19 protein-coding genes and 1 pseudogene are annotated in these 22,430 nt (G+C 34.9%); 4 read left to right on the forward strand and 16 right to left on the reverse strand.

What is annotated here, in order from left to right; all coding sequences use genetic code 11:
- Positions 1–4: 4 nt before the first annotated feature.
- From DN410_RS28090 to DN410_RS25500, 9 genes and pseudogenes are all read right to left on the reverse strand, one after another.
- Positions 5–166 (reverse strand): hypothetical protein, encoded by a 162-nt coding sequence (locus tag DN410_RS28090; RefSeq protein ID WP_029442740.1) that lies wholly within the window; start codon positions 164–166, stop codon positions 5–7.
- Between the two features lie 194 nt (positions 167–360).
- Complete coding sequence (locus tag DN410_RS25460; RefSeq protein ID WP_149178513.1) at positions 361–1,578, reverse strand: ATP-grasp domain-containing protein; 1,218 nt, start codon at positions 1,576–1,578, stop codon at positions 361–363.
- Positions 1,579–1,592: 14 nt separating this feature from the next.
- A complete protein-coding gene (locus tag DN410_RS25465; RefSeq protein WP_149178514.1) occupies positions 1,593–2,837 on the reverse strand; it encodes an MFS transporter in 1,245 nt (414 codons plus the stop codon).
- A gap of 923 nt (positions 2,838–3,760) precedes the next feature.
- Positions 3,761–5,206, reverse strand: coding sequence for a L,D-transpeptidase family protein (locus DN410_RS25470; RefSeq protein ID WP_149178515.1), 1,446 nt, complete (start codon positions 5,204–5,206; stop codon positions 3,761–3,763).
- Between the two features lie 167 nt (positions 5,207–5,373).
- Complete coding sequence (locus DN410_RS25475; protein WP_149178516.1) at positions 5,374–6,048, reverse strand: YwbE family protein; 675 nt, start codon at positions 6,046–6,048, stop codon at positions 5,374–5,376.
- A gap of 538 nt (positions 6,049–6,586) precedes the next feature.
- Complete coding sequence (locus tag DN410_RS25485) at positions 6,587–7,942, reverse strand: RNA-guided endonuclease TnpB family protein (protein WP_149178517.1); 1,356 nt, start codon at positions 7,940–7,942, stop codon at positions 6,587–6,589.
- Between the two features lie 71 nt (positions 7,943–8,013).
- Positions 8,014–8,098: pseudogene (locus DN410_RS28930) on the reverse strand (transposase); the annotation flags it as partial.
- Between the two features lie 347 nt (positions 8,099–8,445).
- Positions 8,446–9,441 (reverse strand): D-cysteate sulfo-lyase, encoded by a 996-nt coding sequence (gene cuyA, locus DN410_RS25495; RefSeq protein WP_149178518.1) that lies wholly within the window; start codon positions 9,439–9,441, stop codon positions 8,446–8,448.
- Positions 9,442–9,750: 309 nt separating this feature from the next.
- Positions 9,751–10,983, reverse strand: a complete 1,233-nt coding sequence (locus DN410_RS25500; RefSeq protein WP_149178519.1) for a DUF4073 domain-containing protein — start codon at positions 10,981–10,983, stop codon at positions 9,751–9,753.
- A 485-nt stretch (positions 10,984–11,468) separates the two neighbouring features.
- On the opposite strand from DN410_RS25500, the gene DN410_RS25505 reads away from it, so the two are divergent.
- Positions 11,469–11,927, forward strand: a complete 459-nt coding sequence (locus DN410_RS25505; RefSeq protein ID WP_000384571.1) for an NUDIX hydrolase — start codon at positions 11,469–11,471, stop codon at positions 11,925–11,927.
- Positions 11,928–12,258: 331 nt separating this feature from the next.
- Here DN410_RS25505 and DN410_RS25510 read toward each other — a convergent pair whose 3' ends face one another.
- Both DN410_RS25510 and DN410_RS25515 read right to left on the reverse strand, forming a co-directional pair.
- A complete protein-coding gene (locus DN410_RS25510) occupies positions 12,259–12,684 on the reverse strand; it encodes an ester cyclase (RefSeq protein ID WP_149178520.1) in 426 nt (141 codons plus the stop codon).
- Positions 12,685–12,845: 161 nt separating this feature from the next.
- Positions 12,846–13,760 (reverse strand): class I SAM-dependent methyltransferase, encoded by a 915-nt coding sequence (locus DN410_RS25515; protein ID WP_149178521.1) that lies wholly within the window; start codon positions 13,758–13,760, stop codon positions 12,846–12,848.
- A 344-nt stretch (positions 13,761–14,104) separates the two neighbouring features.
- On the opposite strand from DN410_RS25515, the gene DN410_RS25520 reads away from it, so the two are divergent.
- Positions 14,105–15,229, forward strand: a complete 1,125-nt coding sequence (locus DN410_RS25520; RefSeq protein ID WP_149178522.1) for an LPXTG cell wall anchor domain-containing protein — start codon at positions 14,105–14,107, stop codon at positions 15,227–15,229.
- 67 nt (positions 15,230–15,296) lie between these two features.
- Here the strand turns inward: DN410_RS25520 and DN410_RS25525 are convergent, their stop codons facing one another.
- Together DN410_RS25525 and DN410_RS25530 are read right to left on the reverse strand one after the other, a co-directional pair.
- On the reverse strand, positions 15,297–15,974 hold the full coding sequence (locus tag DN410_RS25525) for an ABC transporter ATP-binding protein (RefSeq protein WP_149178523.1): 678 nt from the start codon (positions 15,972–15,974) through the stop codon (positions 15,297–15,299).
- Complete coding sequence (locus tag DN410_RS25530; RefSeq protein WP_149178524.1) at positions 15,974–17,038, reverse strand: ABC transporter permease; 1,065 nt, start codon at positions 17,036–17,038, stop codon at positions 15,974–15,976. Before DN410_RS25530 ends, DN410_RS25525 begins: the two co-directional genes overlap by 1 nt.
- A gap of 181 nt (positions 17,039–17,219) precedes the next feature.
- On the opposite strand from DN410_RS25530, the gene DN410_RS25535 reads away from it, so the two are divergent.
- Complete coding sequence (locus DN410_RS25535) at positions 17,220–17,846, forward strand: ArsR/SmtB family transcription factor (protein WP_149178525.1); 627 nt, start codon at positions 17,220–17,222, stop codon at positions 17,844–17,846.
- A gap of 69 nt (positions 17,847–17,915) precedes the next feature.
- Complete coding sequence (locus tag DN410_RS25540; RefSeq protein ID WP_149178526.1) at positions 17,916–19,175, forward strand: MFS transporter; 1,260 nt, start codon at positions 17,916–17,918, stop codon at positions 19,173–19,175.
- 144 nt (positions 19,176–19,319) lie between these two features.
- Here DN410_RS25540 and DN410_RS25545 read toward each other — a convergent pair whose 3' ends face one another.
- The 3 genes from DN410_RS25545 to DN410_RS25555 all read right to left on the reverse strand — a co-directional run bounded on the left by DN410_RS25545 (position 19,320) and on the right by DN410_RS25555 (position 22,373).
- Positions 19,320–20,696 carry a sensor histidine kinase gene (locus DN410_RS25545; RefSeq protein WP_149178527.1) on the reverse strand — a complete coding sequence of 459 codons (1,377 nt, stop codon included), beginning with the start codon at positions 20,694–20,696 and terminating at the stop codon, positions 19,320–19,322.
- 1 nt (position 20,697) lies between these two features.
- Entirely contained in the window at positions 20,698–21,375 is a 678-nt protein-coding gene (locus DN410_RS25550; RefSeq protein WP_179958644.1) for a response regulator transcription factor, read from the reverse strand.
- Positions 21,376–21,533: 158 nt separating this feature from the next.
- Positions 21,534–22,373: a YitT family protein gene (locus tag DN410_RS25555; RefSeq protein ID WP_000747503.1), complete on the reverse strand. Its 840-nt coding sequence runs from the start codon at positions 22,371–22,373 to the stop codon at positions 21,534–21,536.
- Positions 22,374–22,430 lie beyond the last annotated feature (57 nt).

The following is a 22,430-nucleotide window of genomic DNA, read 5'->3' on the forward strand; positions in this document are numbered from 1 at the left end:
TACATTACTTTCTGATCAGTCTCGTTAAAGCCATCCCAAGAAATCCAGCGCCCATTCCTATTAGCCATCCAGTTTGGGCATTACCTAACATAGATCCCACTCCTCCACCAAGAAACATACAGCCAACGAATACTAATCCTCCAATTCCCCAATTCGGCCGTTCCATAATTCAATCACATCCTTTCAATAAAACATATGCGATTAGCTACCTCAACTTTCTTCCATAGGATAGTTCATTATTTCGCTTAGATTTATAAATATCAGGTAATTCAAAAAATTATCTTTTTTATACAGACCAGTCATTTGCCACATTTCTTTTTACATATATTTTTTAAAAGAAGGTTTCCATTCTGATAAGTCCTAATAAACAAACGTTATGTTGTTACATATTTCCTCTGCAACTTCGTACATACGTTTCATATCATTAGTCGTAAATAATATAGATCCTTTGCGTTGAGTGCTATCCACAATAGTTGGTATGATGTCTCCCTCTTTTACTAATAGATCAATTAATACCACCTCGGATATGTTAGTTAATTCTTTATACTTTATTTCTTTTAAGCAACCTGGTTTTGGAATCAAGCTTAAAGACATGGCTTGACATTTTGACGATATACATCTAAATTCATCTATAGTTTCAGTAGCTAACACATCATAATAGTACCCAAATTGAGATATGCCGGTTGTTAGTTCCACCATCTTCCAGATGTTGCCACCACCTATTCTAACTTGAGATTCTATAATTATTGGCTTATTTTGTTTGTCTATCTTTACTTCTGTATGAGTAATGCCATTTTCCATTTGCATGTCGTCCAAAAATATCATTACTTTTTCCATAATTAATTGTTTTTGAGATTCATCTATAGGTGCCGGCATAATAGTATAGTTTATTATAAACGTATCTTCTTTAAATACTTCAGCTGATATCGCTAGTATAGAATGTTTTTTGTTATAAGAAACGGTTTCAACCGTATAAACTACATCACCTTCAATGTACTCTTCCACTAAAACAGGTAGTTGAATACCATTTTCTTTAATAAATACCTCTACGTCATCTCCCCTGTCTAGCTTAGATACACCTTTACCCCCTGCGCCAATCGGGGGCTTTATTATAATACTATCTTTTTTGTTCAAAAATTCATTAATATCTTTAATGTTATTGCAAACTGTCGAATCTATCGAAAAGTCTTTACCTGCTAGCATTTCACGCATCATGTCTTTATTGCGGGTTATCATATTAGCATTGTAAGAAGGCCCTTTAACATTAAAAATCTTTGCAATTATGCAAGCCGTATCTAATGCTGTTTCGTTGAAAGATACAACCACATCAAAGGGTTTCTCTTTGAATAATCCTTCAGCATAGTATATAGACAAGGGTATGTTTGTCGTGTCTAATTCTTTTTTATAGAAACATTTTTCTAAGATAGTCCCATCAAAATATATGTGTTTAGCGTACGATCCTATGTACGAAACAGTATAGCCACTGTCTAATGCATCTTGTATAGGCTTTGTCCATCCCCCTATAAATAAAATGTGTGTTTTATTTTCTATGTCAGTTCCTTTTAATACCTTATGCATCATAATCATCTCCTCTAAAATGAACTCGTATATTCAATATCATTTCCTTTTGATACACCTCGTCTTAACAACGCCACTAAACACAATGTTGTTCCGAATCCCCCTATAAATAACGTAGTTTGAAGCCCAAATATAGAAATTAAAAATGCACTAGCAAAACTTCCTAATGCCCAAGCTCCCCAATTCAGCGTACGCTGTACAGCATTTACTCGGCCTAGCATGTGATTTGGTGAGGCAAGTTGTCGTATAGTTGCAGCGTAAGGGCCAAATACACCTTCTCCCATACCATGTATGATACTTGCGGCTACTATTCCGTAAACTGTTCCCATATATCCCATTATCGGTATAAAAGCCAAACCGGTAACTGATACAGTGGCACTATAAATAAGCATTTTTGTATTATTAATTTGTTGACTTTTTTTCATGAGTATCGTATTACCTATTAAAAATCCCACCGCTGCTGAACCTACAACAAATCCTATTTCAATTTCAGATAGACCCATTACCTTATAAAGGAATATTACTAAAATGCTATTTAATATGTATTTAAAAAAACCGTAAACAGCACCACATGTCACAATTGGTTCCAATACAGGGTGTTTTTTGAAATATACCAAACCTTCATATATGTTTTGGTATATAGATTTTAAATTTACGTCTTTTAAAGAACCTTCTGTATGCGGTTTAAACTCTGAAATAAATAATACAAACATAAAACAAACAAAATACGTTACTGCGTCAACAGTGAATGAGCCTGTTAATCCAACTAGAGTAACGACGATTCCAGCAAGCATAGGACCAATTACTATAGAAAGCGACTCCGAAAGTGCTAGTTGAGCATTTCCTTTTTTTAAGTTTTCTTTATCTGTTAGTATTTCCGGTAAGAAAGAAGGAATGGCAATGTTGTAAAACGTGGTGAATATTCCATTTAAAAACATGATAAATACCAGTAAAGGGAACGTTATAATATTTGTTACAGTCAGTATGAATACTGATAAAAAAAATACTCCTTGACATAAACTACAAATTAGCAAGACATTTTTCCTATGAAAAATGTCTATTAAAGCACCGGCTACTAAACCGAAAATTAGGTATGGGACGAATATAACCCCACGAAGTATAGCAGCATTTGCTTCACTTGTTTGTAACACCTCTAATGCAAAAAGTGGCAAAGCTACTATTGTAAACTGAGTACCTAATAAACTTATAGACTGTCCTAGCCAAAGCTTGTGAAAATTGAAACGTTTGCTATCTTTCATAATATCCCCCCATTAAATTCATATTTATAAATTATCAAGTTAACGATATAAATAAGAACAGGAAAAACCTATCTTTCAACTAATGTCTGTACCACATAAAAATTCGAAGCCTAATATAAAAGCGATTTTAGTTTCAAAATGAAGACTTGATCTTTAAAACTCTCTTGGCTAATGAAAAGCCCATCTTCCGAAAAATAATTCCGCATTCGTTTATAAACCAAGTGAAATACGGATGGAATTTACTTGTAAAAATCAGTTTATGAATTAGTTTGTTCCGAATTCATTTTCCGATCGTATGTCACTTTGAATCACCTCCAGACTCAGTATAACCTTGAGGGTACGCTGTTGTACGCATTTTGGAATGTAACAGCAAGATAACAAAGTTACAATGACAAGTTTTTATGTAATTATACGTAATCAAATTCGCACGACTGGAGAAAAATCTGTGAATCTAAGGTATCAAGTTTAAATTCAACACGTCACAAATATACACTGGGATTGGACCGATACTTTTATAGTGATGATATATCAAGTACTCCTTTCCTATGATTCTTCAGAAAGAATAGCGTATTTTTTCATATTAGATGGTATTTTGTTTTGTTAGCTTGATAGCGATATAGTCGTCCGACTTTTAAAATAGTAGAGTAGAAACATGAAAAAACTCCTAACAAATTTTGTTAGGAGTTTTTTTAAATATGCGATATTCATTATCAATTATTATTGACTATTTGAACACCTATTTTTTTATCTCAATCTCTTGCCACTTTGTTTCTTATAAGCAATAAACTCTTGTCTTCAAACAAAAACACCTCTCTTGCGTTTGTACACTTAGTATGCGAATGCAAGAGGTGTTTTTTCATGTACCATCAGGTAAGATTTCCTGCTTTGTTTATTCGTTTAAGTTCTTGATACGTAGCTACTTTCTAATACACAATAACTGGATCATATGTGCTCATACTATCATACACAGTTTTTGCAACATTAGGTAGAAGGTTTACACAACCGCCTGATCCTCCTGTTAAATAAGCATTACTTCCCCAGTCTTTTCGCCAGCCCGCATCATGGAATCCTTGGCCGCTATTTGTGAATGGAACCCAGTAATCTACTTTAACTGCATAATCAGCTTTCCCTACTGCGCTTCCTCTTAGCGTGTATGGTGTTCGTTTGTATAGGACGTACCACACACCTGGTGATGTATCTTCACCCGTGCTATGTTTACCCGTTACTACATTTGTTGTGACGACTAATTTCCCATCTTTGTAAATCCAAATTTGTTGATCTGCAATGGAAACTTCTGCATATGTGTCTCCGATGCCATTATTCGATGTTGTTTTATAACCGATACCTTCCTTCTCCCAACCATTTCCGTGAATATTAGAAGCAGAAAGCGATTTTTCACCTTTCTCAAAGGCTTGTTGAACTTGTTTTGTTTCTTTTTCAACATCTAGTGCCCAGCCGTATCCTTGACCTTTTACTGATATGACCGAACCAGAATGTGTTTTAAAAGCGAAGTCTTTATTTAATGTAGATTTAGCATTATTAATTTCTGCAATCTTTTTCTTAATATCGCTCGCATCAATTGTAACTTTCATATCCTTTGACATAGAGGCATTTTGAATTAAATCTTTCGCTTTTAAAGGATACACTTCATTCTGCACTTTATACTCAACGGACTGCCCAAGAAGATTCTGTAGTGCTTTCTCCTCTTTTTTGATAATCGGATCGTCTTCTTTAATAGGCTGTATGTATGTAGACTTCAAATGAATCTCACTTTTATACTTCTGCTTGTCGTAATCTTTCAGTAGACTCGTAACGTCATACTGTTTTCCTTCAACACTTTTCGAGATAACAATTTTTCCTTGTTCAAGCTTCGCCATAGCATCTTGAGGCGCTTTTAATTTTTCATTCATAGAGATGAGCTTTTCTTCTACAAGTTTTTTCATCGTGTTACTACGATACTGATCTGCCTCTTCTGGTAGCAATGAATAATTTTTTTCCTTTGCAGAAGGGAAAAATGTCCACTGACTTTTTAATAGTTTCTCAACTTGCGGCAAATCTTTTTCCGTAAGTTCTGTTTTTGTATCTTTTTCATCTAAAATTTGCTGTTGATCGACATAAACTTTATTTGCTAGTCCAGAAGTTTTTAATTTCTGCATTGCCTGATCAGCACTCAGACCACCGACTTTTGTGTCATTAATCGTAACATTTGAATTGAAGTGCGTTGCCTGATAATAACTCATTCCCCCACTGAGAAGTGCAATTACACCAATACCCGCTGCGATTAGCTTCCAATTTGCAAATCGTTTTCTTGATCTTACCCGTGTTTTATCCACTTCTTCAACTGATTCATTTACTTGATTGTTGTTCATCAATCTTTCCCCCGTATACATTAACGTCAATCGATTTTAAATCAAAACCATTGACTAGTGTACCTTATTTTTCCTGAAATTTCATTATTTTTGACTAGATTTTTAAGTAACAGTAGACCAAAATTTGAATGAATAAAAAAGATTAGCATTTTGCTAATCTTTTTTCATTAATTAACACTTTGAACACGGCCAATTTTCCCATCTTGTAATCGAACTTTAATTCCGTACGGATGTGTTTCACTATTTGTTAAAATATCTTTCACAACACCGCTTACAGTCTTACTATAGTCATTATCCAATTGAATAACTACATGTGAACCAACTGAAATTTGTGATCTTGTTGGTTTCCCGCTCGTTGCTTGTGTTGTTTTTTCTTGTTTTTGTGTGCTCGCTTGTTGCATTGACTGCTGTTGCTGAGCCTTTTGCTCTTCTTGTTTACGCTTTTCTTCCTCTACTCTTTGTTGCTCTTCTTGCTTACGCTTCTCTTCCTCTACTCTTTGTTGCTCTTCTTGTTTACGTTTTTCTTCCTCTGCTCTTTGTTGCTCTTCTTGCTTTCTTCCTCTGCTTTTTGTTGCTCTTCTTGCTTGCGTTTTTCTTCCTCTGCTTTTTGTTGCCTCTGCTTTTTGTTGCTCTTCTTGCTTGCGTTTTTCTTCCTCTGCTTTTTGTTGCTCTTCTTGCTTGCGTTTTTCTTCCTCTGCTACTTTTTTATCTTCATCTACTTTTTCCGTATCTATTTTTTGTTCACCTGTTGTCGCTTTTAACTTTTCTTCGTCGCCTTTACAAGCACTTAAAGTAAATACGCACAAGCTCATCAGTACAACTAATAACAATTTCTTTAACATCAAAAAATCCTCCTATATATACATTACAAATCAATAACTTTCATAGTATAACAAACGTATATATATTCCTTTGTCATAATTTGTCGTATATATTTATTTTCCTGGAGGAAGGTCAAAAGTTACGTACCATATATTTTTATACTTTCTCTGTTAATTGGGTACCTAACTACATCGAGTTTTTAAACTGAACAATAAATTGAATCTCACTTCTTTTCACGATGTAAAATACAAATACACCCCATAAGCCACAAGTCAACTACCCCCACTGAGATAAAACGTTTCAGTGGGGGCTTGAGTTTGAATGCTAGGTCTTTTCGTCCATCACTAGACAGTTGACGCTCTAGCATTCATGCCACCTTATGGTATCACCCCAAGTATGTTTTTGGTTGGTACTGGCAACGAACGTTCGTTTCCCCACTTGCACCACCCTTTCGAAAAAGAGCAGTTCTTCCTTATGGAAGAAGCCACCACTCAGATGAATCCGGCGTGTGCTACAAGCCCCGACAAGTCGAGTACACATGGATGGTTGACGCACCCACTAAGCTATGCGCGAAGCAACAGCCTTACGTTTTTGTACTTTTAATAGAATCGGCGTTTTCACTTTGAGATTGTCATCCAATTCTACAACTTTTGATTTTTTCAAGGTATTCAATGCACCATTCATATCAGCGTGAATACATTTCCCTGATTTACTTTGGTACAGACCACGCGTAATTCGTTTGCCACTAAAGCGATACTGCGTCCTATCATCCTTAGACCAAACTGGAACCGGATCTTTATCAAGAAAACTAGCTTTTGAAGTATAGCTTTCTTCTTGTTTTAAAAAGCGAATGCCTTCTTTTACACATTTATTCTCAATCGCTGCCATCAGTTTATGAAATGGGATTTGAACAAACTTTTGATTATTCTTTTTTCCCATATCAGATTTTTGTTTCCAAGCAGCGTTATACCCTACGACAATTGTATCTACGTTACATGCTTTCACTTTTTTGAACAACAAGCCTACCGCTTGTGAAATGTAACCATTTATTTGTCGTTCTCGTTTATGCCAAAGTGCGGCCATTTTATTCGTTACAATACGTTTTGAAATTCCATTCTCCATATTTTTCAGTTGCAGATTACGTATCGTTTTGTTGAAGTACTGGTTAATGGATTTTAGTTTTTTTCCATCAATTAAAAATGCATCACCTGTATTTGTCACGCAACTTACTAATCTATCTACACCTAAATCGCAACTCAAAGCGTTACTAGTAGTCGTGGATGGTTTCTTCATTTGAGAAACGTGCATTTCATATGTATAATGCACCTCAAAGAACCGACCTTTTTGCTTCGGTACAATCTCAATGTAGGAGATTTTTTTATTTCTCAAGTTTTTAGGCATACGTATTTGAATGGAACCGAATTTTTTCCTGAATGCAACATTCATCGGAATGATCCAATATCCGTTCTCATCCACTTTTGGCACTTGATAGATTTCAATGATTCGTTTGTCAGTGGAACGAGAATAATTTGGAAACTTCGGACGACCTGTGAACTTCTCAGGATTTTTCTTCCACTGTTCCAACGCTTTAAAAAAGCTCTTCACTTCTGTAAATAAGGCTCTACGAATGGCTTGAACAGAGTTTGATTGCATGCCCCAGTAGTTCATATCGGCTTGCATAGCGGTGTCCACTTCTTTTACAGTAGCTATCCTGTTATTGTTCAAATAACTTTGTTTCATCGTGTACAATCCAACATTTCGCAACGCTTTTGAGCTATGTGACATACGCTTAAGTAAACGAAATTCTTTTGCAGTAAGGCAAGCTCGTCCGATATTCTGTTTCTGCGTGAATCGTTGCATCGTTTCTCTTTTCTTTTGTTTCCGTAATACTTTCACTGCTTTCTTTCTAGCCATTTTTTTCACCACCTTTCTCAAAGAGTTCATTACAATTTTTTCTTTCCTAAGATTGTATTTTTTCTTAGGAAAGAAAAAATTTTGTAATTGTTAATCACTTTTGACAAATCAATATTTGGAACGGAACAAAATGTGAACATGGTCTTCATCGTAATTCCTTTTGGTTTAAGTAGCCAAATGATTATGATTATCATTATCTAATTTCGTTGTCCTACGATATATTCCCTCCTTATCTAGGGCAGATTATATCGTAAGACAAAAGAAACAAAATTGTTTCGTCTACCCGCTGACGGCAATTCATCTCCACCTGAATTGTTGGGCTTCACCCGTAACACAAATCAGATGGAGTCTTCTTGCCGAAAAGGATAAAATTAATAGAATAGAAATGCTAAGTACCGTATATATGATCTACTTTAAATTTGAACTCATATAATCGCCCCTCTCACTTCCTAATAATTCCATTACATAACAAAAAAGCATTGGATACCCAATGCTTTTCACACTTACGCAAATAAAGACGTGTTCGCATATAAAGCTGGCGAACCACCTGAATGTACGAATAAAATGTTGTCTTCTTTATTGAATTTACCTTTTTTAATTAAGTCGATTAGTCCCGCTACTGCTTTACCTGTATACACTGGGTCAAGTAAAATACCTTCTGTTTTTGCTAACAGCTGTACGGCTTCTACCATTTCCGGCGTTGGTAACGCGTAACCTGGCCCTACGTATTCATCGAAGCACGTAACAGCGTCGCGCGGGATAAAGTTCGGAATACCAACGTGAGCTGAAGTTTCATCTACAAGTTTTGCTACTTTCTCTTCTTGCTCCGCTTTTCCTCTACTTACGTTAATTCCGATTACAGGAATCTGGCTTTGTGTTCCAGAAAAACCAGTAATTAAACCAGCGTGCATACCAGCGCTACCGCTTACGCAAACGACTGAACTGAAATCAATTCCTTGCTCGAATGATTGCGCCATAATCTCTTGCGCACAAGCAACGTATCCCATTGCACCAGTAGGATTTGATCCACCAACTGGTATTACATATGGTGTATTACCTTTTTCACTAACTTCTTTCGCTACTTTTTGCATCTCTTCCATAAGATCTGCTCCGTTTGGTACAACAATTACGTTTTCAGCACCTAATAAGTGATATAAGAAATAGTTACCGTTAAAGTCTCGCTTCTCTTCTGGCTCAAGCCCTTCCTCTAATACAAGGATACATTTCATCTTTTCTTTTACCGCAGCTGCAAGAGTTAAACGGCAATGGTTAGACTGAATACCGCCAGCTGTAATTAACGTATCCGCACCTTTTTCTTGCGCGTCCGCAACTAGAAACTCTAACTTTCTCGTCTTATTACCACCAGCTGTTAAACCAAGTAAATCATCTCGTTTAAAATAAATAGTTGGGCCACCAAGTGCTTCAGAAAAGTTGTTTAACTTTTCAATTGGTGTATATGTTTCTGTATATTTTTTTCTTGGAAATTTAGATAAATTCATTGTAACGCTCCTTTTGTACTTCTTTCACAATATATGTAACGATACTATTATTACATGGAAAAATGATGAAGTCATCTTTCTGAATTTAAAATGTATTGGAATTCGGTACGTGACATTGCATTTACGGTTTTATCACTTCAATTCGGTACATGAAATTTATATCGACGATTTTTCAAATATATCGTTCATAACTTGGAATATATCAACGATTTTTTCAATATATCGACGATTCGACATAAGATATCGACTTACCGACAAAAACCAACAAAACAAAAAAGGCCCACTCATTAAAAAGTAGGCCCTTTCCAATTACTTATTTACCGAAAAACGAAGTAGCTGCGTTAATCCCGGCTGTAAATTCATTTCGCCTTTATGGCGTACGTATACAATTTTGTCCCCATCAAATTTCGGAGGATTCCCTGGATTATACGTATGCCACTCATTCGTTCCTTCTATAGAATACTCCATGTATTCTGTTGCACCGACGATTACGTTTTTACTGTCATCTGCTGTAACATTTGGTGCCATTTGTGCAACTTTCGAATCGCTAATTAATAATTTTTTAATATCTTTATCACGTTTATAATCGTAAGCTGTTACGATTACATCGTTACCGTATGCTTTTATTTGTAGTCCTTGTTTAAATGAATATCCATCTGGAGCAGTTTTCTCTCCGCCATTTGGTCCAGCTGACATCCAGCCCGTTTCAATTCCGCCCGTATTTACAACTGTAAATCCTTTTTCATCTCCACCTGCAATCTTCTTTTTACCAGCCCAGTCTGGTAAGTTTAAATCCCAATGCGTATGACTCGTAAAGAAAACGACCTGCGGATAGTCTTTTAATATATCGTACAATTTATCGACGTTTAAATAGTCTTGTAGATATGGTGATTGTCTTGATCCAGACACAGTATCAGGTAAAACGTGATGAGAGAAAATGAAAATTGGTTTATTTTTATCTTTTTGGCTGTACTCTTCTAAATTTTGTTTTAACCAACCTAGTTGCTCATCACTCATATATACTTCGTCCCACATTTTTGAATCGTGGTATTTCATATATTTTTCAGTTCCTAAAAATAGAAGCGGATAACCGTCTAATTCTTTTTTATGATATACTTTTTCTTGTCCGCTAAATTTCAAATAGCGGTTAAATAAAGTTTCCTCAGTTACACCATTTGGCCATGTATTTTGAGAAAGTTTCCCATCAGCCGTCCATTTACCAGCATAAAATTCATGATTTCCAACTGTTGACCATACATTTTCCGGGACCTTATTTTTGTTTAACACACGCTTCACATCATCATATTGTGACTGCTGTCCAGTTGATGTTATATCCCCATTCATAATAAGCGCTCTAGAAAGTGGCATCACTTTGTTCATATCTTTTAACACATGATCAAAATCTCCTAAATCCCCTTGAATATCACTAATAACGTTAAAAGTTGTAGCTGATTTTCGGACTTGCCCTTTCCCTTCCGCATGTGCTGAAAATGTCGGTAATAACGCCGCCATAACAGCTAATGAAGCAACTGCCTTTTTCATACAAATTCTCCCCCTAATAATAAAATGTATAAACTGATATGTTCTGCTTTCTCTTAGATGCTTGTCCAATTCACATTATAGAGAGAGATTGTAAAGATTAATGGAATAAAAATTTAAGTGTTTTTTAAGAGATTTTGTCTTTTTTACACGCCCCATTCAACAATTAACACTAATTTTTCTATTAACCTACTAATATTAACTGAATGTAAATTTATACGATAAATCACTTCGTTTAATATGTTGTATTTTAATTTCCTTTACACAATTTCAATAAAGTACTTTATCATTCATAAAAATACATAAAATAAAAATAGAGATTCCTTTATAAGAGTATGGTTACTCCTTGTCCTTGCTCATGGTACAATTAAGGTAATCGAGGGATAGCATGGATTAAATTGTATGTTACAATTGGGACTGCAATGAACAAAACAAATTGCTATGAAATTATTTATAATGAATATAAATTCATATTGGAGCTGAAACACATGGATTATATAAGTTATTTAAGAAATATGGTTGGACATGAAAAAGTAATTATGGTAGTTGCAGGGTGTTTTGTATTGAACGAAAAGAATGAAGTACTTCTGCAATTACGATCTGATAATGGGAAATGGGGACATCCTGGCGGCTTTATGGAATTCGGCGAAACAGTTGAAGATACAGCAAGGAGAGAAGTATTTGAAGAAACTGGTTTAAAATTAGGAAAACTTGAATTCTTTAATGTGTATTCTGGAAAAAAATACGAAAGAACGCTATCAAACGGTGATCAAGTTGCCTTAGTGAAATTGACTTATATTTGCAGAGATTTTCATGGAACATTACATACTGATAATGAAGAAAGCTTACAGCTAAAATTTTTCCCCTTAAATAACTTACCTGAACTCTGGCAGAATCAACAAGAAGTTTTGGACGATTTGTTAAAGTTTATGGAAATAAAGAACTAATTTTCCTAACGAGCAAACAAAAGAGCCATATGGTTACGCACACTTAAATATTAATTTTGTCAAATGTAAATTGATCAGTATACATAGGATCCCGCTATATGCCCATCTCTTTGCAAGAATACACTATCCTTTCTGTAGTATTATAAGAAAAGATAGTGTATTTTTTGTTTCATTAATAGTGTGAAACCTTAGATTTATGGCAATGTAACGTTACCATCATATAGTCGCTTAATAGCATTATACTTTCCATCACTACATCTCTTTTCCTTATTTTTCATAAAAAGAGACACAGAGATTTCTCCCCATGCCTACTTATAGCTTTACAAGTTAACTACTGAATATTTTTATTGCGCTCTAATTGGTTTTGAATTCCTGACCTATCAATTTGAATCCAATACTCTACAATTTTTCCATCTTCTACTCTATAGACTGCACTTGCTATTTGAATGATTGAAAGTCCTGTAGGTTCATATCCATCGATTTCTCCTACATGCATACCTACTTGTTTCCAACGTACATATACTTTACTTCCTTGTGCTAAAAATTCTTGAATTTCTAAAGAAAAATTACCGTATACTTCAATCATCTCTCTTACATGTTCAGCATAATCTTCAGGTGTTCTGCAAACTGTTTGTTCTTCTTCAGATACAATTTGATGTGCCAATACTTCTTCTGCCATGAATTGATTTGAATAGTCAGGATTATTCCCTGAACGTACTTCATCAAAAAATTTTCTAACAATTTGTTCTGGCGTCATTTAAAAACCCCCTTATTAAGAAATCCAATGCTAATCATATCATAGTTTATTTTAATCTACCTATTAAAGTAAGCTGATTCATGTATACAATAAAAAGACAAAATCTCTTCTTTCTTAAGATATCCCAATTGTTTCCCTTGGAAATTCACAATACTCATTATCTACTTCTTCACCGCATGAATATACTGCACCGTCTCAAAAGCTTTCAAATAATCATTTCTTCCTTCAAAATATAATGTATTTATGTCCTCTGGTGATAAGTGCTCATAAATGAGTAAACCCGATTTCTCTAACAATGCTTCCATTTCGCGATAAGAATAACATGATTTCATCGGTTCTCCGCCTACCGCTGCCATTTTTACCATATTTTCAACTCGGTTAGACAACCCTTTTTCCGTAAATAGGTTTTCATCGGGATAATCAAAAACGATAGAACTACCTGCCGGAACCATCTCGAATAAACATTCTATTAAACTAGCAAGTTCCTCTTTCGTTAAATAGTACGAAACACCTAACAGACTAAAGAACGTTTTTTTATGTTCAAATCCTTCATTCCGTAACTGTTCATAGGAAATTTCTTTCGTAAAATCCATCGACACAAAATGAAGGTGATTTGGAACTTCAAGTTCTGCTTCTTTTATTCTCTCCTTCTTAAACTGTTGCGTAGAAGGATGATCCACTTCAAATACTTCTATTTTATTTTCTAACTCTCGGTGTCTAAAACTGAATGTATCTAATCCCGCACCGAGTATGACGTATTGTTTCGCTCCCAGTGTAATTTCGTGTAGTAATACTCTTTCACAATATGCCGCACGTGCTAACGGTGTTGGTGATAACTGCACTTGTGTAATCCATTTTAATATTTCTTTCGGATTGTCTTGAAACTGCTTTGCAATCTCTTTATTGAAAAAATGTATTCCTTGAATCATGTTCGTTTCAATTTCGTTACGTTCTTTTTGTGAAATGAACTCTTTAGCTACATAATCATCAAAGATTTTCGGATTATCAAACTGACTATGATATGCCCTGCTGAAAGCTGATACTAACGATGTTACACTTGCTTCACCTTTTTTCATGCACATACACTCCTTCATTTTCACAACAAAAATAGGGTTCCCCTGGCCAGGAGAACCCTATTATACACGTTATTTTAATATTGTTAAATTATAGCATAAATAAGTTTTTTTGTCAAGTTTTCAGCTCGTTATCTCTCCGGCCATTTTGTCTATTCTCTATATTCATCTCGCTAAAAGTTCATCCCCTCCCCCTAAATAATAGATTTTAAACATTATATAATCATAGATTATTATGCAAATAATTCCTCTAGGCGACGAACATGGTATATAATGATATAATAATCTGCTTTTATATGCTCAATTTTACAGAATGGAATTCATTCATAGGAAAGAGGTACAAAAATATGAAGACAAAACAAACAATCGCTGCGTCTACACTAGCTTTAGCGATGATTGCTGGCGCGAACTCTGCTCATGCTGAAGTAAATGATGCTACTACTCAGCAAAGTACTGGAGATCGATTAGCTGAAATTAAGCAACATAGACAAGAGTTAGATGCGAAATTGCAGCAGCACAAAGAAAACGTGGATCAAAAGTTGAATGAACTTAACCAAGTTAAGGAAAATGTTGATACAAAGGTTAATGAACTACATGAACGTAAACAAGTTGCTGATGAAAAAATCAACGAAATTAAACAACATAAACAAGAGTTAGATGCAAAACTTCAGCAAGACAAACAAATTGCTGAGGACAAAATCGCTGAAATTAAAGAGCATAAAAAACAAGTAGAAGATAAAGTTGCTGAAGTAAAAGAACATAAGCAAAATATCGATAACAAAGTGAATGAGATTAAAGAACATAAACAAACTATCGATGAAAAAGTGAATGAAATTAAGCAACATAAAGAGAACATCGACCAGAAGGTTAATGAACTTAAAGAAGTTAAAAAACAAGTAGATGAAAAATTAGCCGAGCTAAAAAAAGCGAAACAAACTGCTGAGGACAAACTTGCTGAGCTAAAAGAAAAGAAGCCAAACACTGGTAACACGCTAGAAGAACTAAAAAAAATCAAAGGAAATTTAGATAGTCTTTCCGCTAACTTAGAACTAGCTAAACAAGATATCAAAAACAAACTAGCTGAATTACAAGAAGCTAGACAAGATTTAATCAATAAAATCAATGAAATGAAACAATCAAAACAAACTGTTTCAGACGATTTAACAAAGAAAAAACAAGACTTAGATATTAAAATCAACGACTTTAAACATACTGAGAAAAAAATTGATGACAAATTAGCTGAGGTACATACTACGAAGCAAAATGTAGATAACAAAATTAATGAAGTATCACAACAGAAACAAACGACAACGAATACTAACACTACGAATGTTCCAGCGAAAAATACTGCTAGAGAACTTCCTAACGCTGGTAGTGAGCAATCAAGTAATATGGCTTTAGGTATGTTATCTATTTTAGGTGGACTTTTATTAGTAACACGAAATAAAATTAAAACGTTCTTCTCGAAATAACGCCATTATAAATATATTTGTAAAAAGGACAACAACGCTTATATGCATTGTTGTCCTTTTTCATTGTTTAATTTTGTATTAACTGTCCATCTCTAAGCGTCAATATACGATCACATACATCAAGCATTCTTTCATCATGTGTAATCATAATAGCTGCTTTTTGGCTCTCTTTCACTTCGCGTTTCATCATTTCAACAACTTCACGTGCGCGTTTTGAGTCTAGGCTTGCCGTTGGCTCATCTGCTAATATTAAATCTGGGTTGTTCATGAACGCACGAGCAATTGCGACCCTTTGTTTTTCCCCACCAGATAGTTGATTTGGATAATGATTTTTTCTTTCTCCTAATCCAAATGCTGCTAGTAAGTGATCTGCACGCTTTTCAGATTCTTGCTTGTTTTCTTTTTTAAGCTTTGCAATGTACAGTAATTGCTCTTTTACATTTAAATATGGAACGAGATTTGCGAATTGGAAAATGAAGCCGATTTTTTTCAAACGAATGTCTGTCATTTCCTTTTCTGATAACTTCGTAATATTTTGCTCACGAATGTAAATATCCCCTTTTGATGGTGATAGTAATGCACCCGCGATTGATAATAACGTACTTTTCCCTGATCCAGAAGGACCGACGATTCCGATAAACTCTCCAGCTTTCACATCAAGCGATATCGGATGAAGGGCTGTTACTTCCGTATTCCCTTCTCCGTACACTTTACTTACTTTGTCTAATTTTAATAATGAAGTCATTACATCCCGCCTCCAATTGCTTCTAATGCATCAACTTTTAATACTTGGTATAACGAAATAAGTGTTCCTAAAATACTAATTACGATAAAGATTACTGCATATTGTGCAATCATCGGTGTTGTTAATAAGAACGGCATACCTGCTGGTAAAATTTGTTCTAACCCTTGTACAAGAACAATACTGATTATCATCGCCACAACTGATAAGAATAACGCCTGTACGACTAAGCTATTTGCTAAATAAGTGTTCTTTGTACCGATTGCTTTTAGTACACCTAATTGCTGTGTTTTTTGTAATGTAATTACGTAGAAGAATACACCAATTAGTAACGCAGCGATAACAAGTAAGAACGCAATGATCATCGTTAATGTTCCTTGCTCTTCTTTAAATCCTGGAATACTTTGCAGCACTTCTTTTTTGTCAATTACGTGTGCATTTTTTACTTCTTTATCTGTATTAAGTGCAATTGCACTATAATCTTTTTGGTTTGGTTGTGAAATAGCGCCCCATACGTCTTCATTTACATAAACGACTGGTGTATGGCTAAACATTTGATTCTCCGTAAATCCAACGATTTTAAATTCTTTCTTTGAAACAGGATCAATAATTGTATCTCCAATATCGATTCCTTTTTCTTTAATTGATTCGTCAGCAACCATCTCGTTGTTTGCTGTACCTAATTTCTCACCTTTTACAATGTTCGGTTCTAAAAATGAATCACGTTCACTTGAGAAAATCGCAACATCCACTTTTTTCGAACTATCTTTCTTTTCATACGTTGAAACTTTCACACGAAACGGAACTGCTTCTTTCTCGCCTACTTGATTTACTACGTTATCTACATCATCTTGTTTAATTTGTGAACGAAGTAATTTATTTTCCGCATCATCTGCTAAAACGAACTTATTTGCCTCCATATTTTGAATCGATGAAGCATTATCATATGATAATCCATTTGCTAATCCTGAAATCACAAGGACTAAAAATGATAATAACACCATAATAAGTCCGATTAATCCGTATCTTAATTTTGATTGTTTTAATTCACGCAGAGCTAAAAACATTTCGCTCGCTCCTTCCTCTTACTTTCTATGCACTTATCATAAAAAAGAAATATGAACGGAATATGAACAGAAGATTACATAGTAAAAATTAAATTTTCAGAAAGTATTGAAAATAAATAGAATCCTTGATACAATTCAGTCAAATAATATTGACCGAGTAATTTAATTTGAGGAGTTGATTATGTTGAAGCCCATGTTAATACTAACTACTTATAGCCAACTAAAAGCAATAAGCGATCCACTACGTGCCGAAATGATGATGCGTCTATGTGAACGTCCTTATACAGGACAATTACTATCTGAGAAATTCGGCATTTCAAGGGCGAAAATTCATTACCATTTAAAAGAATTAGAGAAAAATGGTCTTATAGAAATCGTATATACCGAAGAAAAAAATGGCATCGTTCAAAAATTTTATCAATCTGTCGCTAAAGGATTTACCCCTGCTGCAGATCTATTACCTCATTTAGAAATATTAAGCGAATCAGGTCGCCAAATCTTTTTACAAATGGTAGAAAGAACGAAAAGCCGTATTCTCGCTGCACCTGAAGAAGCTTTTATATTACGAAAAGCAAGCGAAGACCCAGCTGAGTGGAATTACGTTTCATCTTGCTGGGAGTTTGATGCTACGCCAGAACAATTTCAAGTGTGGGTGAAAAAGTTTCATCAATTGATGGCTGAATTAAACGAGATCACAAAAGGTGCAGATAAAAACCCAAATAGTAAACCTTATTATATTTCTACTACTGCACTTCAAATCGCTGAGAGAACAATGCAGCAATTTATTAAAGAAGAAGAAAAATCGTAATACGATTTTTTTTACATAAACGGTCAAATTTATTTTACCGAATAAATTTATTATAAAGGAGTAGATAAAGTGGACATATTAAAAAACCGGAATTTCCTCTTATTGTTTTTAGGGAGAATTTTTACAAACATAGGAGATAGCTTGTACTATGTAGCCGCGATGTGGCTCGTATATAAGCTAAGTGGTAATCCTTTTTATTCTGGATTAGCAGGTTTTCTTACGTTATTACCTTCTGCACTTCAATTTCTTACTGGCCCATTCGTTGATAGGTGGCAAATTAAAAACACCCTCGTCATCACACAAGTTTTGCAATGCATTCTTATATTAATCATTCCTATTACACACTACTTCGACCTATTAACAGTCCAACTACTACTCATCATTATGCCAATCGTAGCCTTTATCGAACAATTCGCCTATCCCGCACAATCAAAAGCTTTACCACTTCTACTGCATAAAACACAATTATTAAAAGGAAATTCACTCTTCTCATTTGCATATCAAGGCATCGATTTAATTTGTACGACTCTTTCTGGAATATTAGTAGCACTATTTGGCGCCATTACTTTATATGTAATCGACTCTTTTACATTCGCGATTACGGCCCTTTTGTTCTTTTCATTAAAAATGCCAAAGCAAACCGAAGCAAACACATCACTTTCAACTAAACAATATTTCTCTGATTTAAAAGAAGGTTTTTCAATCGTCTTCCGTTCATTAATGGGCGTATTCTTAATCGGTTCCGTTGTCGCTAATTTTTCAATCGGTATGACGATGGCAATACTCCCTTCTTTCGCTGATTCTTTAGGCGGTGTGAAATCATACGGCTTCTTCTTAGCTGCTATATCAGCCGGTAGTTTAATTGGAGCGCTATTCAGTTCATGGGTTGGTAAACATAATGTTGGCCGTGTCTCTATTATTGGCTTTGCAACTGGTGCTATCTTTTGGTTTCTCTCTACTGTTGTACCGTTTCAATGGTTATCTATTTTCTTATTCGGCCTAGCTTGGGTACCGATTGGTGCAACCAACATATTATTTGCGACAATTAGTCAAATTGTAATTCCAAATCAATATATCGGACGCATCAACTCAGTTATGCGAAGTATGGGCACAATTGCGATGCCATTTGGTTCTTTAATTGGCGGATACACCGCAAATGTATTTAGTAGCCAACTCATTTTCGCACTCGCTAGCATTGGTATTTTATTTATTTCTCTCGTATGGCTACTTCATCCGAAATTACGTTCATTGCCGAAAGCTGATGAGATTACAGCGGATACTTTTGAAATTCGGTTTAAGGAAGAACACGGGAAAGGTGCGGCTTTATAGCAGGAATACAGTACATGAAATTTATATCGGCGGTTTTCAAAATATATCAGCGCAACTCGAATTATATCAGCGATTTACCAATTATATCGACTTACCAACAAAAAACAACAAAAAGAAGAGGCCGTTCCAAACAGCCTCTTCCATCTATTTCGGAAGCTCCACCCGAACAGTAGTCCCTTCCCCTTTCGTACTATACACTGAAACGTTTCCGTTATGCAGTTCAACAATCTTTTGCACAATCGATAATCCTAAACCGCTACCTTCTACGTTTCTCGCTCTCGCTGTATCTACTTTGTAGAAACGATCAAAAATACGTTCCATTTCTTCTTTTTCCATTCCGATTCCGTTATCGGATATAGAGATGATTACACTAGACTCTAACTCTTCCACGAAAAACTCAATCGTTCCAGCATCGTTTGAAAACTTAATACTATTCGTAAAAATATTACTCCATACTTGATGAAGTAAGTTTTCATCACCTTGAATTGTAATGTCTGGTACATCAAATTCAACGGCGATATCTTTCTCACGCCATTTCCATTCGAGCATAAAAATGACGTCTTTAATTTGCTTTTGTAAATTGAATTCTTTTATTTGTAATACTTTCTCTTCTTTATCTAAAGAAGCTAGCGTAAGTAACTGTTTACATAAACTAGACATTCGCTTACTTTCGCCCTCAATAATTCGTAAGTAATGATTTCTTTCTTCTTCACTCATCTTTTCTGTTTGCAATGTTTTCGAGAACCCTTGTATGGAAGAAAGCGGCGATTGAAATTCATGTGAAACGTTCGAAACGAATTCCTGTCTCATTTCATCTAACTCTTTTATACTTTTCGTCATCTTTTGAAAGTTTGTAGATAACGTACCAATTTCATCTTTTCGTTTTACGTCTAATTCAATTTCATATTCACCACTCGCAATTTTTTGCGTAGCCTTCGTAAATTTACGAATTGGACGAACGATATAACCTGCTGCAATCGCTATAAAGAGAATACTTAATAACACGATAAAACCAAGTAATACCGCTAAGAAAATTCGCATCTCACCAAATTGGTTCTGAATGTCGGGACGAATAAATAAAGCGTACTGTTTATCCCCGTGTTGCACTGGTACACCGACACTATTAATTAATTCATTATCGAAAAAACCGGTAATAAATAGGCGGGTCGGATATGTGGAAACGCCATTAAACGTTTCCCCTTCCAATACTTTATGAACGGTATCATCGCTAATAGACGTCTTACGAAACGCATTGCCGATACGCTTTCCATTCTTTTGATCATCGACAATATAAATTTCATATCCTAATTTCGCAATAGAATGCAAATACGCCTCTTTATTTTCTTCACTTTGCTTTTCATATAACGATTTAACTTCCTCAGCATACTTTAAAATCTTTTCACTATTATACGGTTTTAACTTCACTTGATAATATACGTTCGTTAATAAAAAGCCGATAATACTACTAAGTAGCATAATACCGACTGTCATAAATACAAATCTCGAATATAGTGATTTCATTTTATTTCAACTCCAACTTATAACCGAGTCCGCGCACTGTTGTAATTTGAAAATCATCTGTTCGTTTTGAGAATCGATCTCGTAGTCTCTTCACATGAACGTCAACTGTTCGTTCATCCCCTTCAAAATCCATTCCCCATACTAATTCAATTAGCTCTTCTCTTGAAAATGTTCTTCCAGGATAACTAGCCAGTTGTGATAATAACTCAAATTCCTTTAATGGGAGCAAAATCGTTTGACCATTACACTTTACCTCAACACCTTTACGATCAATTGTCGTTCCGTGAAGTGTAATAATGTCAGCGCTCAGCATTTGATAACGGCGCAATAAAGCTTTCATACGAAAAATGACTTCGGCTGGTTCAAACGGTTTTACAATATAATCGTCCGTACCAGAAACGAACCCTTTTTCTTTATCGACTAACTGATCTTTCGCAGTTAATAAAATAACCGGTATATCATGATACTTCCGGATTTCTTCACATAACGTATAGCCATCCACATATGGCATCATAATGTCCACTATCGCAAGATGAATATTTTCCTTCTCTAACACGCCTTGCGCTACCTTTCCATCTTCCGCTTCAAAAACTTTAAACCCCTCTTTTTGTAAATGGTAATGTAATAACTCTCTAATATGCTTATCATCATCAGCTAATAAAATATGTATCATCTTCATTAAACCCTCTCTCGTTCATCCTTCTACATCACTACATTAAGAAAGAATTGGCTTTTTTGCAAGAAAAAGAAAAAGAAAAAGAATCTATTTTGAAAAAAGACTATTCAAAATAGATTCTCACGTTTCAGTATTAAGATTATTTTAATCAAAAACAACTTTTAAGCCTTAGAAATATCAACAAATCCTTCTCCGAATACATCACGAACGTCGTGGATAGCGATGAACGCAGCCGGATCCGTAGTTTGAACAATCCTCTTTAGCTTCACTACTTCTTGCTTATTAATAACAACATAAAGAATGTCCTTCGGCGTTTTCGTGTAATAGCCATGACCTGAATACACGGTAACCCCTCTGCCCATTAAGGTTGTCACCTTCCCTGCAATTTCATCCGGATTATCAGAAATAATCGTAATGGCCTTTTTCGGATTTAAACCTTCGATTACAAATTCCATCACTTTCGTTCCTACATATAGCATAATAATTGTCAGCATCAGTTTTTCTGCACCAATGATGAAATAAGATGAGAACGCAACGATTAAATCGAAGAACAATAGACCATAGCTAATGCTCCATCCTAAATACTTATGCGTCATTCTTGCTAAGATGGTCGTACCTGCAGTTGTTCCGCCAACGCGAATGATAAGACCAATCCCGCACCCAATAAATATTCCACCGAAAATGGCATTTACGAGCATTTCATCCGAAGTAATCGTCCAGCCTTCTGTCAAATGAAGGAACAGTGAATTCGTAACTACAGCAATAATCGTATAAATCGTTGTGATCTTATTTAAAAATTTATAACCAACTATCAATAAAATCGCATTTAAAATTAAGTTGACTAAACCTGGTGACCACTCAAATAAATAGTACGTAATAATCGTGATACCTGTTACCCCGCCCTCACCAAACTCATTCGGAATAACAAACAAATTCACACCTAATGCAAAAAGAAATGCACCAATAATAATAAAAATAATGTCTGTCGTTCTTTTTTTCATATAGTACCTCACTTCTTATGTAAATATTTCTTCAGATATAAACTCTCACCATTATAT

It is taken from the genome of Bacillus sp. SH5-2, assembly GCF_008368905.1.
GTDB lineage: Bacteria > Bacillota > Bacilli > Bacillales > Bacillaceae_G > Bacillus_A > Bacillus_A luti.